This window comes from Candidatus Accumulibacter necessarius, from assembly GCF_036625085.1.
The window spans coordinates 13527-26204 of sequence record NZ_JAZKUM010000016.1; the positions used below are offsets into that span (position 1 = coordinate 13527).

At 61.6% G+C, this 12678-nt stretch carries 11 protein-coding genes and 2 tRNA genes; 3 read left to right on the top strand and 10 right to left on the bottom strand.

Features of this window, described 5'->3' with window-relative positions:
- Nucleotides 1-188: 188 nt before the first annotated feature.
- Nucleotides 189-470 (top strand): hypothetical protein, encoded by a 282-nt coding sequence (locus tag V5B44_RS25620; protein ID WP_332362201.1) that lies wholly within the window; start codon nt 189-191, stop codon nt 468-470.
- Here the strand turns inward: V5B44_RS25620 and V5B44_RS25625 are convergent.
- From V5B44_RS25625 to V5B44_RS25660, 8 genes are all read right to left on the bottom strand, one after another.
- Nucleotides 467-2500 carry a LysM peptidoglycan-binding domain-containing protein gene (locus tag V5B44_RS25625; RefSeq protein WP_332362107.1) on the bottom strand — a complete coding sequence of 678 codons (2034 nt, stop codon included), beginning with the start codon at nt 2498-2500 and terminating at the stop codon, nt 467-469. The genes V5B44_RS25620 and V5B44_RS25625 overlap by 4 nt on opposite strands.
- A gap of 271 nt (nt 2501-2771) precedes the next feature.
- Nucleotides 2772-2848, bottom strand: a tRNA-Asp gene (locus tag V5B44_RS25630).
- 226 nt (nt 2849-3074) lie between these two features.
- On the bottom strand, nt 3075-4022 hold the full coding sequence (locus V5B44_RS25635) for an adenylate/guanylate cyclase domain-containing protein (RefSeq protein WP_332362109.1): 948 nt from the start codon (nt 4020-4022) through the stop codon (nt 3075-3077).
- A gap of 154 nt (nt 4023-4176) precedes the next feature.
- Complete coding sequence (dksA, locus tag V5B44_RS25640; protein ID WP_332362111.1) at nt 4177-4605, bottom strand: RNA polymerase-binding protein DksA; 429 nt, start codon at nt 4603-4605, stop codon at nt 4177-4179.
- A gap of 311 nt (nt 4606-4916) precedes the next feature.
- Nucleotides 4917-4993 (bottom strand) — tRNA-Val (locus V5B44_RS25645).
- A 113-nt stretch (nt 4994-5106) separates the two neighbouring features.
- Nucleotides 5107-5721 carry an outer membrane lipoprotein chaperone LolA gene (gene lolA, locus V5B44_RS25650; protein WP_332362113.1) on the bottom strand — a complete coding sequence of 205 codons (615 nt, stop codon included), beginning with the start codon at nt 5719-5721 and terminating at the stop codon, nt 5107-5109.
- Complete coding sequence (locus V5B44_RS25655) at nt 5718-8135, bottom strand: DNA translocase FtsK (protein ID WP_332362115.1); 2418 nt, start codon at nt 8133-8135, stop codon at nt 5718-5720. The genes lolA and V5B44_RS25655 overlap by 4 nt, the downstream gene beginning before the upstream one ends.
- Before the next feature lie 24 nt (nt 8136-8159).
- Nucleotides 8160-8870, bottom strand: coding sequence for a Crp/Fnr family transcriptional regulator (locus tag V5B44_RS25660; protein WP_332362117.1), 711 nt, complete (start codon nt 8868-8870; stop codon nt 8160-8162).
- A gap of 163 nt (nt 8871-9033) precedes the next feature.
- Here V5B44_RS25660 and trxB point away from each other — a divergent pair, with 163 nt between their 5' ends.
- Complete coding sequence (gene trxB / locus V5B44_RS25665; protein ID WP_332362119.1) at nt 9034-9999, top strand: thioredoxin-disulfide reductase; 966 nt, start codon at nt 9034-9036, stop codon at nt 9997-9999.
- A 61-nt stretch (nt 10000-10060) separates the two neighbouring features.
- On the top strand, nt 10061-10630 hold the full coding sequence (locus V5B44_RS25670; RefSeq protein WP_332362121.1) for a Smr/MutS family protein: 570 nt from the start codon (nt 10061-10063) through the stop codon (nt 10628-10630).
- A 36-nt stretch (nt 10631-10666) separates the two neighbouring features.
- Here the strand turns inward: V5B44_RS25670 and V5B44_RS25675 are convergent, their stop codons facing one another.
- Nucleotides 10667-11005 (bottom strand): P-II family nitrogen regulator, encoded by a 339-nt coding sequence (locus V5B44_RS25675; protein ID WP_332362124.1) that lies wholly within the window; start codon nt 11003-11005, stop codon nt 10667-10669.
- A 61-nt stretch (nt 11006-11066) separates the two neighbouring features.
- Nucleotides 11067-12677, bottom strand: a complete 1611-nt coding sequence (locus V5B44_RS25680; RefSeq protein WP_332362126.1) for an NAD+ synthase — start codon at nt 12675-12677, stop codon at nt 11067-11069.
- Nucleotide 12678 lies beyond the last annotated feature (1 nt).

Here is a 12678-nt window from a genome sequence, read left to right on the forward strand (position 1 = left end):
CAGATTCTCAATCTGCTGGCGACGCTGCAGGCCGATCTCGGCCTCGCCTACCTGTTCATCACCCACAACTTCGCCGTCGTCGATCATCTCGCGCACGAGGTGGCGGTGATGTACCTCGGCCGCATCGTCGAACGGGGACGGTCGATGAGGTCCTGCGTTCGCCGCAGCACCCCTACACCCGCGCCCTGCTGTCGGCCGTGCCGAGCCCGCGTCTGGATGCGCAGCCGGAGTTCATTCACTTGCCGGGTGAGATGCCGTCGCCGGCCAAGGCCGCCGACTGGTTGCCATTTTCATCCCCGCTGCCGGCAAGCCAGCGCCGTTTGTCGCGAGCGCTATCCCGAGACGACTGCCGTATCAACCACGCATGCGGTGAACTGCCACCTCTACCGCTAGCTTCACCTGGTAACGGTCGGCAGCAGAACGCCGCCTTTCGGCGGCGTCAGTTGTGGCCGGGAAACCCTCCAGACTAGAAGCTATTCTGTACGAGCTGGATGGTCAGCCGCTGTCCAGGCTTGAGATCGTTGCTCTGGATGCGATTCCAGCGCAGGATATCGTCCTTCTCGACCCGGAACTGTTTGGCGATCGAAACCAGCGTATCGCCACGACGAATCGTGTATTGCGCCAGCTTCGTCTGTTTCTTGCTGCCCGGCCGGGTCTGCTCTGACGCGTCGCGGGCCTTGTTGGCGGCTTTCTCCGCCGTCTTGACGTCGACCCTGGCCACGTCCTGACGGCCGCTCCTGACTGCCTTGTCTTGCCGGCTTTCGACCTCAGCCATCTCGCTGCGTGACTTGCCTGCCAGTGGCTTGCTGACTGGCTCCGGCGCTGCGACTGCCAGTCTGGTACCGGCGTTGACCTGGTTGACTCGCAGCTTGTTGATCTGCTTCAGCTCGGCCAGTGTCATGTCGTATCGGCTGGCAATCTCTGAAAGCGTTTCGCCCTTGCGTACGGCGTGGCTGCGCGTGACCGCGATGGCTGTCGCGTCGCTACGTGGCGACGCCTGCTTGCCGTCCTCGCTCCTGGCAAGGGTTGTGCGTTGTCCGGCAGGTGCCGGTTTGACGGCTGGCTCGGGTGTCGCTACGGTCAGCCTGGTGCCGGCTGTCGCTCGCTCGGCGCGCAGCTTGTTGATTTGTTTCAGCTCCGTCAGCGTCATGCCGTAACGCTGCGCTACCTTGAGCAGCGTTTCGCCCTTCTGTACCGTGTGCGTGTGAGCGGTCGCGACCGGCGCTGGCTCTACCACCTGCGGCAGCCGCGGTTGTTCGGCCACGAGTCTTGGCTCCGGCAGTCCGGCGACGTCGGCTGGATCTGCCCCCTCCTGGCCCGCGACCAGCAGGGTGAGCCCGGGAGACATCCTGATCCTGCCGCTGATGCCATTGACGGCCTTCAGGTTGGCGACCGTCATGCCGAAGCGCGGGGCAACCTCTTCGAGCTTTTCGCCCGGACGCAGCGTATAGGCCTGCCACGAGGAGAGCGGCTTTTCGCTCTCCTCGTGAGCCTCAAGATTGCTGATGAAGGTATCCACCTTGTGCGCCGGGATGACCATCGGCGTTTCGGACTTGATGACCGGGCGATTGTGCGCCGGGTTCAGGGCAACGAACTCCTTGACAGGCATTTCTGCAAGCCTGGCGGCGAGCGTCACGTCGATATTGGCTGTTTTGGTGACTGTCGCGAAATAGGGTCGATTGGGAACACCGCGGATATTGAGGGTGGCAAGAATGTTCGGGTTGCTGAAGACGTTCTTCAGGGCCTGCAGCTTGGGGACGTAATGCCGAGTTTCCTCGGGCATCGTCAGGCTCAGGTAGTCGGTTGGCAGACCATTGGCTTTGTTCTTGTTGATCGCTCGCCCGACAGCGCCTTCGCCCCAGTTGTAGGAGGCAAGCGCGAGGTGCCAGTCGCCGTGCAGATCGTAGATGTATTGCAGGTATTCGAGGGCGGCTGCGGTCGAGGCGACGATGTCGCGCCGCTCGTCGACCCACCAGTTCTGTTCGAGCTTGTATTGCTTGCCGGTCGCCGGCACGAACTGCCAGAGGCCGGAAGCATGACTGCGCGAGTAGGCCGTCGGGTTGTAGGCGCTTTCGACCATGGGCAAAAGGGCAAGCTCCATCGGCATGCCACGCTTCTCGATTTCCTCGACAATGTGATGCAGGTAGCGACTGCTGCGCTCGACCATGCGGCGCAGGGACTCCGGGTGGTTGAGATACCACTGCTGGTGATGCAGGACCAGCGCATTGTTGATGTTGGGCATCGAGAAGCCCTGCCGCATGCGCTGGAACAACTCCTCGGGCTCGGAGGTCAGATCGATGGTCTCGGCGAGCCGTACGGGCGCGACGAGTTCGACGACCGGCAAGGCACCATCGCTTGCGAGCTGCTGGGCCGAATTGATGCTGTCGGTCTTGGCAAGACCGACATTGGGGAAAGGAACACCCTGGTTCGCTACGTCGTCAGCCGAAGCAGCAACACAGGCCAAAGCAAATGCAACTGCAAACGCGATTCGTGGCGTCATCCGTACATCCTGTTCTCGTTCTCGGGTGGGCGCCAGTTCATCCCCGCTGCGTGGGATCACCTGGTCGAATGGTGAGACTGCAAGCCAATGATTATAGAACAAACACGCGCAGAAGGTGGAGAGCAATTGCGTCAGCAAGATCGGCTGTCACTACAGCGGCGGGCGGTTGCGCAGAGGCTGCTGGCGGGGAGGTGTCGCCTCGCGGCCAGCGTCAGGTGACGATCCAGAAACAGGAAAGCCCAGTCATGGCTGGGCTTTCTGCTATGGATGCTGGCGGAGTGGACGGGACTCGAACCCGCGACCCCCGGCGTGACAGGCCGGTATTCTAACCAACTGAACTACCACTCCGTGTTGCTGCACACAGGTCTTGGCGGTAGGGCGCTCGGCTCTTGGCTGAGCGATCTTCCTTCGCGCTGTGCAAGCTGCGCATTATAGCGAATTTCGCCGGGCAAGCAAGGGGCGATCGAGCCGGAATCGGAGGGCGGAACTGGCAAAGCGACCGGACGGCTTTTCGAGGCCAGATGTCGCTGGGTGCTGACGATCTTCTGGAACGTAGCCAGGTGGTACACAGTGGTCAGGCCTGAATGCACTCATAGCGGATCAGGTCAGGAGAGTTGTTGGCGACCGCCTGTCCCAGGCAGATGATTCCCCGATCGTGCAGAGTGAACTCCTCCCGTTGCACAAAGAAGCGGGCACCGTTGTCCAGTAATAGATAGGTTCCGTTGGTGCTGCCGTCAGCGAGGATAAACTTGCCCTGGCGGAACTGGATGTCGGCATGACTGCGGGACACCCGGTCGTTGTCTACCACCAGATTGTTCTTCTCTCCACGTCCGAGGGTAAACATCCGGGAACTCGGCATTACTTCGAAGGTTGCGCCGCGATAGACGAGGATCAGCCGGGCGACCAGGAGGCTGCGCAATTCTTCCTGCTGTTCCGTACTAACGACCTGGGTCAGGCTGGAGGGTTCCTGCCAGAGTACTTCGACGATCTCCATCTCATCCTGTTTGCCGCGCACCCACGAGCGGCCAAGACTACGAGTCATCTGTTCAAGGTCGTCCGGCAACTGGCTGACCGTCTCGCGGGTGGTGATGATCTGGTCAGCCTTGGCCAGCGCAACCATGCGGGCGGCCACATTGACTGCGTCACCGAACAGGTCGTCCTGCTCGACGAGTACGGGCCCGTGCTGCAGACCGATCTTGATGGAAATGCTGAATTCCATCAGGTACGAATCGTCCTTGATCGCCGTGTGCATCTCAGAGGCAGCGTTCATCGCCCGCTCGGCATCCGGAAAGCGGCTCATGATTTCATCGCCGATGGTCTTGATCACGGTACCGCCAAACTCGGCGGTCGCGGCCTTGAGCAATTCGAGGATGCGGCTCTCGATCTGCCTTGCCTGCCAGTTGCCATACTCTTCGAACAACCGGGTACTGCCGCAAATATCGGCGAACAGCACCGTTGCCGATACCTGTTGACGCGCTGTAGTCCGGTCGCCCGGCGCGGACATGTGCTTGCGCGCCTTCATCTTGTTCTTCCGAGTTCTCCGTGAGGCACCGCGTCAGCCATCAGCATAAGCCGGCACCAGTCAGTCTGCGATCAGGCGACGCGTCGCCGGGCACGCAACCGGTTCGCGGCAGGTCATCCGCAAAGACCACAGCCGACGCCTCGGTCGCCATTCATCAACCAAAGCGGCGCTTTACCTGTTCGCGACGTTCCTGCGCTTCGAGGCACAGGGCCGCCGTTGGCCGCGCCAGCAGTCGGGCGATGCCGATCGGTTCGCCGGTTTCCTCGCACCAACCATAGTTACCGTCATCGATGCGCTTCACTGCTTCGCGGATTTTCTGCAGGAGCTTCCTCTCGCGATCCCGAACGCGCAGCTCCAGGGTGTGCTCCTCTTCCGCGCTGGCACGATCGTTCCAGTCGGAACTCGTTTCACTCTCCTGCAGGTGGCCTGCGGTCGTCTTTACTGCCGAGAGAAGGGCCTGCTCTTCCGCGAGTAGCCGTCGGCGAAAGAAAGCCAACTGGCCTGCAGACATGTACTGCTCCGGTGAGGCCGACAGCAGGGTGGCCTCGGTCTCAGTGTCAACTCGTTCGCCGGGCTTATCCATATTTCTCACTCCTTCACTTTTTTTGGCGGGCCACCGACCACTGGGAAGTGGCTTGAGCGGGTTGGTCTGGCTCATGCCAGCAGGTCCCGACAAGGTGCTCAGGTGAGGTCCACCGCCCTCCGGGCTCTCGCCACTGTCGAGCCATGTTATCGCATTGCGCGTCGATGGCATAGCCGCAAGTCATCACCAGTCGCAGGGAGGTGCATCAACAAAAAAACCGCCCGCGGGCGGCTTGATCATGTTCTCTGCAACTACTGGCCTGCTCTCCCAAGGACGTCTGCCCGGCGCCCTGCTGGCACTGGCGATACGCTTGGTAGGCGCGATTGGACTCGAACCAACGACCCCCACCATGTCAAGGTGGTGCTCTAACCAGCTGAGCTACGCGCCTTCATCAAAGCCGGAACTGCACACAACTTCAAGGAAGTGCGCATTATACGGCGCGGCAACGCCAAGTCAAGCATCTCCGTCCGGGGTGCGTCGCCAACGTCTCTGACTTGGCTCTCAGTCGCCAATCACGTCGGTGTTGGCTGGCGGGGTGAAGCGAAACAGGGAAGGCGCCAGACGCGGGTTGCGCTCGAGATGTGAAAAGACCAGCGAGGTCTTCTGACCGAGGCTGTCGAACAACTCCATCGCCCGCAGTTCACTTCCGGCAAAGCCAAGGCGGACCTTCTCGAATCCGCTGTCCTGCGCCTTCGGAATCGCCTCTACCCACTCCAGTCCCTCCCGCTCGCCAGCTTCGCTCAGGGTGAAGCTCTTTTCGATCGCGCTGTCACCCGCGAGCAGTGCGGCCGGCGTTCCGCCGAGAGCGGCACCCGCCTTCCTGACTGTGACCTGGCGCAAGTCCGGGTCATGGATCCAGACTCGTTCTCCGTCGCCAACCAGCAGTTGACTATAGGGCTTGTCGATCTGCCAGCGAAACTTGCCTGGTCGCGAGAACATCATGGCGCCGCTGGATGCCTGTCCCTGGCGTCCGTTCCTGGCCACCACCGTTTGCGCGAAATCGGCGCGTACGGTCCGGGTTGATTCGAGGAACTGACGCAGTTTGTCGATGGCCCCGGCGTTCGCGGCCTGCGCCGCGAGCAGGCAGGCCGCTGCGAGGAGCGCTCGCCCGATCATTCCTCTTCCTTGCGCGCGAGGACTTCGCGACCGCCACGGGCGTCCATGGCGGACACCAGACCGGCCTTTTCCATCGCCTCGATCAGCCGTGCCGACCGGTTATAGCCGATGCGCAGATGGCGCTGAACGAGGGAAATGGAAGCGCGGCGATTCTTCAGCACCACTTCGACGGCCTGATCGTAGACCGGGTCAGCCTCACCATCGGTATCGAGGCCGCCATTCTCACCGCCGCTGCCGCCTTCGCCATCGTCATCGCCAGCGGAACCCGTGAGGACGCCGTCAACGTAGTCCGGAGCGCCCGCCTTCTTCAGATAATCGACCACCCGATGCACTTCCTCGTCGGCGACAAAAGCACCATGGACGCGTGTCGGATAGCCGGTGCCTGGTGCCAGGTAAAGCATGTCGCCCTGACCCAGCAGGGCTTCTGCACCCATTTGGTCGAGAATGGTTCGCGAGTCGATCTTCGACGAAACCTGGAAGGAGATGCGCGTCGGGATATTGGCCTTGATCAGTCCGGTAATGACATCGACCGACGGTCGCTGTGTCGCGAGGATCAGGTGGATTCCCGAGGCGCGCGCCTTCTGGGCCAGGCGGGCAATCAGTTGCTCGACGGTCTTGCCGGACACCATCATCAGGTCAGCGAGTTCGTCGATGACCACCACGATGTAAGGCAGAATCGACAAGGGTTCAGGGGTGTCCGGAGTGAGCGACACCGGGTTGGGAATTTTCTCGCCACTCTTTGCGGCATCGCGGATGCGATGATTGAGGCCGGCCAGATTGCGTACGCCCATTGCCGACATCAGTTTGTAGCGCTTTTCCATTTCGCCAACGCACCAGTTGAGTGCGTTCGCCGCATGCTTCATATCGACCACGACCGGCGCCAGCAGATGCGGGATACCCTCGTAGATTGACAGTTCAAGCATCTTGGGATCGACCAGAATCAGCCGTACCTGGTCCGGCTCGGCCTTGTAGAGCAGGGAGAGGATCATCGCGTTGATACCGACCGACTTGCCAGAGCCGGTCGTACCGGCAACCAGCAGATGCGGCATCTTGGCCAGATCAACGACCAGGGGTTGACCGCCGATATCCTTGCCGAGCGTGATCGTCAGCGCCGAGTTCATGTCGCTGTATTCCTTGCTGGAGATGATTTCCAGCAGGCGGACCATCTGCCGCTTGGGGTTCGGCAGTTCAAGCGCCATCGACGATTTGCCGGGTACCGTCTCGACCACGCGCACCGATACCAGTGACAGCGAACGCGCCAGATCCTTGGCCAGGTTGAGGATCTGGGAGCCCTTTACCCCGACAGCCGGCTCGATCTCATAGCGTGTGATTACCGGGCCAGGGTAGGCCGCCGTCACAGCCACCTGGACGCCAAAGTCGGCGAGTTTGCGTTCGATCAGGCGCGAGGTATATTCCAGCGTCTCCGGGCGAACGCGGTCACTCTGCAGTGGCGCCGGTTCGAGCAGATGCAGGGGTGGCAACATGCCCCCGGCGACGGCTTCCGGGAACAGTGGGGCCTGCCGCTCGCGGTCAATGCGCTTCTCGACTTTTGCGGGCAGTGGGGGAGCGGCGATCGGTTCGGGCGGGTTGATGAGCGTTGGCTCGTGGGGTTCAGTGTGCTTGCTGGCCTTTGGCTGCGGCGGGGCGACCGCGGGGGACTTTTCGCTCAGGGTCGGCTCGTGAGGCTCGCTCCGTTTCTTCTCGACCTCGACCACCGCCTCGCGCTCACGGGCAACTTCACGTCCGATGCGTCGGTCCTGCCAACGTTCGAACAGCTTGCGAACCGCCAGGATTCCCCCTTCGAGCAATGCCCCGACGCGTTCGGCCGCAGTGATCCACGACATGCCGGAAAAGATACTCCAGCCAAGCACGAGCATGGCAAAAAGAGCAAGCGTTGCGCCCGTATAGCCCAGATAGCGGGTGGCCAAGGCACTGATCTCAATCCCCATCGCGCCGCCAGGACCGACCGGCAGCGTGACCTTGAGCGTATAGAAACGCAGGGATTCAAGTCCGCTGCTGGCGACGATCAGGACGAGAAAGCCGGCCAGGGCAATATACAGCGGGCGCCGGTCGGCAGGTCGCTGGCCGTCGAGACGCCGATAGCCCCACCAGACGAACATCAGCAGCAGAATGATCCACCACCACGCCGAAAGACCGAAAACGTAGAGCATCAGGTCGGCCAGCCAGGCACCGCTTCGGCCGGCCGGGTTGTGCAACGTCGTCGTGTGGACGGCGTGTGACCAGCCGGGGTCCGCTCGATGGTAGCCCCACAGAGCAAGCGAGAGAAAGCTGGCAATGACGATCAGCAACAGCCAGCGCGATTCCTGCAGGAGCGCAGCGATCTTCTCGGGCAGCGGACTCGGTGCTTTCGACGGGTAGGCAATCCTGCTGCCCAGTTTGTTCAGCAAAGCCATCAGTTGGACTTGGACAAAGTGGCTTCAGGGCCGGGGAGCAGGGGCAGGAGCCGCAGGTACGCGCTTTTCCAGGATGACTATGCGGCCTTCCTCGACCCGGAAGTAGCCACGGTTCTCAAGGTCCTTCATGACCCGACTGACCATTTCACGGGAAGCGCCGATCATCTTGGCGATGTCCTGCTTGGTCACTCGTCGCCGGATCACGCGCTGGCCGCGCTCTTCTTCGGAAAAATCGATCAGCAACTTGGCGACCCGCCCGTAAACGTCCATCAGCGCCAGGCTCTCGATGTTGCGATCTGCCTCGCGCAGGCGTTGAACCAGACTCTTCATGATATTGAGGCAGAGGTCGAAGTTTTCGGCCAGGCAGCGCTTGAAGTCGGCCTTGGTAATCACCAGCAATTCGCAGGTCTCGGTCGCCATCACATCGGCGGAACGGGGACTGCCGTCGATCAGCCCCATCTCGCCGAAGAACTCCCCAGGGCCCAGCAGGGTCAAAATCACCTCCCTTCCTTCTTCATCGCTCTTGAGTACTTTGGCACCGCCGCTGATGAGAACGTAGAGGGAGTCGGTGCTGTCACCCGCGCGGACGATCGTTGTCTGGCGTGGTACCCGACGATGAAAGGCAACCTTGGCGATCTGCTCGAGTTGTGAATCGGGGACGCCGGCAAATATCGGGATGCTATGGAGCAAAATCAGGCTTGGTCCTCTTCTGGGCTGCTCGACCTGAGTGTTCATGGGCCATTCTTTCGTCAATTGAAGTGATTTCTATCAAGGGCTTGCGCGATGATTATAAGGCAAGTTGCAGGTTTTCGAAGCAAACCGCGGACAAACTTGGCGCCAGAACGGCCAGGGTTGCCGGTTATAATTTTTTTGTGACCAATCACCAGAGCAAATCAAGATGACCACATCAACCCGCCACTGCCGTCTGCTGATCCTTGGATCCGGCCCCGCTGGCTATACCGCCGCCGTTTATGCTGCCCGCGCCAACCTCAAGCCGGTGCTGATCACCGGCATGGCCCAGGGCGGCCAACTGACGACGACCACCGACGTCGACAACTGGCCCGCCGATGCGCAGGGCGTTCAGGGACCCGAGCTGATGCAGCGCTTCGAAGAGCATGCGCGCCGCTTCGAGACGGAGATCGTTTTCGACCACATCCACACCGCGCGGCTGACCGAAAAACCGTTCACCCTGATGGGCGATTCGGCCACCTATACCTGCGACGCACTGATTATCGCCACCGGTGCTTCAGCCCAGTATCTGGGCCTGCCGTCCGAGGAAGCGTATGCCGGGCGCGGTGTTTCCGCCTGCGCCACCTGCGACGGTTTCTTCTACCGCAACCAACCGGTCGCAGTCATCGGCGGCGGCAACACGGCGGTCGAGGAGGCTCTTTACCTGGCAAACATCGCCAGTCACGTGACCCTGGTGCATCGGCGTGACAAGCTCCGCAGCGAAAAAATTCTGCAGGACAAGCTGTTTGCCAAGGAAAAGGCCGGCAAGGTGACGATCCGCTGGAACTGCACGCTTGACGAGGTCCTCGGCGACCAGTCGGGCGTCACTGGCATCCGTATCCGGGACAAGCTGAGCAACGAGGCAGAAGTCCTGCCACTGATGGGGGTCTTCATCGCCATCGGCCACAAGCCGAACACCGATTTGTTCATTGGCCAGCTGGCCATGGAAGGTGGCTATCTGCTGACCCATTGCGGGCATCAGGGAAACGCCACGGCAACCTCGATCGCCGGTGTCTTTGCCGCCGGCGATGTGCAGGATCACATTTACCGGCAGGCCTGCACTTCGGCGGGTAGCGGCTGCATGGCGGCGCTCGACGCCGAGCGTTACCTCGACAGTCTCGGCCTGGCCGGCTGAGATTCTGGCCGTTTTCAGACAACGTAGTCGCCAGCTGCCCGCATGAGGAGCAACGCCCGCGATGAGTCAGCAAGATCAGCACAGCGCGGAGGATCTGGCCATGTTTCTCGCCGCTGTGGATGGCGCCAGACCCTTGCCCAAGCGCGATCGAGTCATCCTGGATGCGCCAAAGCCCAGTCCGCGGCCTCGGCAGCGGGAACTCGACGAAGCAGCCGTGATCGGCGAGCTGCTGCACGGACCTCTGGCCATCGACGACTGGCTCGATCTCGGCGGCGCCGATTCCTTCGTGCGCAGCGGATTGTCACGGACCGTGTTGCGCGACCTGCGGCGCGGTCGCTGGAGCATCCAGGGTCATGTCGACCTGCATGGCATGAACCGGCATGAGGCACACGAGCAGGTGACGGAGTTCGTTGCCGAATCGCTGGCCGCCGGCAAGCGCTGCCTGCGCATCGTGCACGGCCGTGGGCACGGGTCACCCGGCCGTGAAGCCATTCTGCGCCAACTGGTCAAGGTCTGGCTTGGCCGTTGCAAGGACGTGCTGGCTTTCTGTCACGCGCCGCCCAGCGACGGCGGTGACGGCGCATTGTGGGTTTTGTTGAAGGCCGGCGGCAAGGCGCGCGACCGCTCTTAGCTGCCGGTGGGCGTGCCTTCTCTTGTGGGTAGAGGCCTAGATCGCGGACTCGTCGAGTTCACCGGTTCGGATACGCACCACCTGCTCGACCGTGCTGACGAAAATCTTGCCATCGCCAATCTTGCCGGTACGTGCCGCCTTGACGATTGAGTCGATGGCGCCGTCGACCGCGCCATCGGTAACGACAATCTCGATCTTCACCTTGGGCAGGAAATCAACCACGTACTCTGCCCCACGATAGAGTTCAGTATGGCCCTTCTGACGGCCAAATCCCTTGACCTCTGTCACGGTCAGGCCGGTGACGCCAATCTCCGACAGCGCTTCACGCACTTCGTCGAGCTTGAACGGTTTGATGATCGCTTCAATTTTTTTCATGGCCTTGGCTCCAGGGAAGATCGTAAGGAAATCGTATCAGAAATCACGTACCCGTAAGCGATCAGTACGTGTCGCGGTAGCGATTGGTGATCGGATAGCGCCAATCCTTCCCGAAACCGCGCTGCGTGACGCGGATGCCGACGGGTGCCTGCCGCCTTTTGTATTCGCTGATCTTGAGCAGATGGACGACCCGGCGCACATCAGCTTCGGCAAAACCCCGGGCAATGATCTCGCGTGGGCTGAGATCCTTTTCCATGTAGGCCTCGACGATTGCGTCGAGAATCTCGTAGGGGGGAAGACTGTCCTGATCGGTCTGATCCGGCTTCAACTCGGCCGAAGGCGGTCGACTGATGATCCGTTCGGGGATCGCGTACGAGCGTGTATTTCGCCAGCGCGAAAGTCGGTAGACCAGGGTTTTGGCAATGTCCTTGATCACCGCGAAGCCACCAGCCATGTCGCCATAGAGTGTGCAATAGCCGACCGCCATTTCCGACTTGTTGCCGGTCGTCAGGACGAGAGAACCGGTCTTGTTCGAGATCGCCATCAGGATCATGCCGCGGATCCTGGCTTGCAGATTTTCTTCGGTGGTGTCGGCCGGCAGGCCGGCAAACTGCGCTTCAAGCATGCCATCAAGCGTCAGCATCGCCGGCTCGATGGCGATTTCGTCGTAACGTACGCCAAGCAGTCGGACCATCTCGCGCGAATCCGAAAGGCTGATCGCCGCCGTGTAAGGAGAAGGCATCATCACCGCACGTACCCGGTCGGCGCCCAGGGCGTCGACCGCGACGCAGAGCGTCAAAGCCGAGTCGATGCCGCCGGACAGGCCGATGATCGCGCCAGGAAAGCCGTTCTTGCCCAGGTAGTCACGCACTCCGAGGACCAGGGCCTGATAGACCTCGGCTTCCAGGCATGGCGCCGGAACGATGGTGCCCGGCTGCAACTCGCCATCGATCAGTTCGACGACAGCCAGCGCTTCCTCGAACTGCGGTAACTGGCAGCACACCGTGCCGCGTGAGTCGAGCGCGAAGGAGCCTCCGTCAAAAACCAGTTCGTCCTGTCCGCCCGCGAGATTGGCATACACCATCGGCAGGCCGGTGGCGGCGATGCGCTGGCGCAGGACTTCGGTCCGCCGCTCCCGCTTGCCGATGTGATACGGCGAGGCGTTGAGCACCAGCAGCAGCTCGGCGCCTGCCTGGCGGGCCAGGTCAGCGGCGCCGGCTTCCCAGACGTCGGCGCAGATGTTTATGCCACAGCGAACGCCCTGGAGTGTCACAACACATGGCCCTCCACCGGAATCGAAATAGCGCTCCTCGTCGAAGACTTCGTAGCTCGGAAGCCGCTGCTTGTAATAAGTGGCCACACGCTTTCCGTCGCTGATCAGTGTGGCTGCGTTGTAGCAACAGCTACCCCGCTTCTCGGGGTGGCCAACCAGGACGGCGATTCCCTGCAGGCTGGCGACCAGGGCAGCGAGCTCGCGCTCGCAGGCGGCAAGGAAGTCATTGCGCAGCAGCAGGTCCTCGGCCGGATAACCGCAGAGCGCCAGTTCCGGCGTCAGCAGCAGATGCGCACCCTGTTCGCGCGCACGTTGAGCGAAGTCGAGGATTCGCGCGCGGTTGCCGACGAAGTCGCCAACCGTGGCGTTGATCTGGGCGATCGCAATTTTAAGGGGCATG

Excerpts from the sequence above, each read along its gene's own strand:
- V5B44_RS25625 (WP_332362107.1), bottom strand. The coding sequence starts at position 2,500 with ATGACGCCACGAATCGCGTTTGCAGTTGCATTTGCTTTGGCCTGTGTT.
- V5B44_RS25635 (WP_332362109.1), bottom strand. The coding sequence starts at position 4,022 with ATGAAGGCGCGCAAGCACATGTCCGCGCCGGGCGACCGGACTACAGCG.
- dksA (WP_332362111.1), bottom strand. The coding sequence starts at position 4,605 with ATGGATAAGCCCGGCGAACGAGTTGACACTGAGACCGAGGCCACCCTG.
- lolA (WP_332362113.1), bottom strand. The coding sequence starts at position 5,721 with ATGATCGGGCGAGCGCTCCTCGCAGCGGCCTGCCTGCTCGCGGCGCAG.
- V5B44_RS25655 (WP_332362115.1), bottom strand. The coding sequence starts at position 8,135 with ATGGCTTTGCTGAACAAACTGGGCAGCAGGATTGCCTACCCGTCGAAA.
- V5B44_RS25660 (WP_332362117.1), bottom strand. The coding sequence starts at position 8,870 with ATGAACACTCAGGTCGAGCAGCCCAGAAGAGGACCAAGCCTGATTTTG.
- trxB (WP_332362119.1), top strand. The coding sequence starts at position 9,034 with ATGACCACATCAACCCGCCACTGCCGTCTGCTGATCCTTGGATCCGGC.
- V5B44_RS25670 (WP_332362121.1), top strand. The coding sequence starts at position 10,061 with ATGAGTCAGCAAGATCAGCACAGCGCGGAGGATCTGGCCATGTTTCTC.
- V5B44_RS25675 (WP_332362124.1), bottom strand. The coding sequence starts at position 11,005 with ATGAAAAAAATTGAAGCGATCATCAAACCGTTCAAGCTCGACGAAGTG.
- V5B44_RS25680 (WP_332362126.1), bottom strand. The coding sequence starts at position 12,677 with ATGCCCCTTAAAATTGCGATCGCCCAGATCAACGCCACGGTTGGCGAC.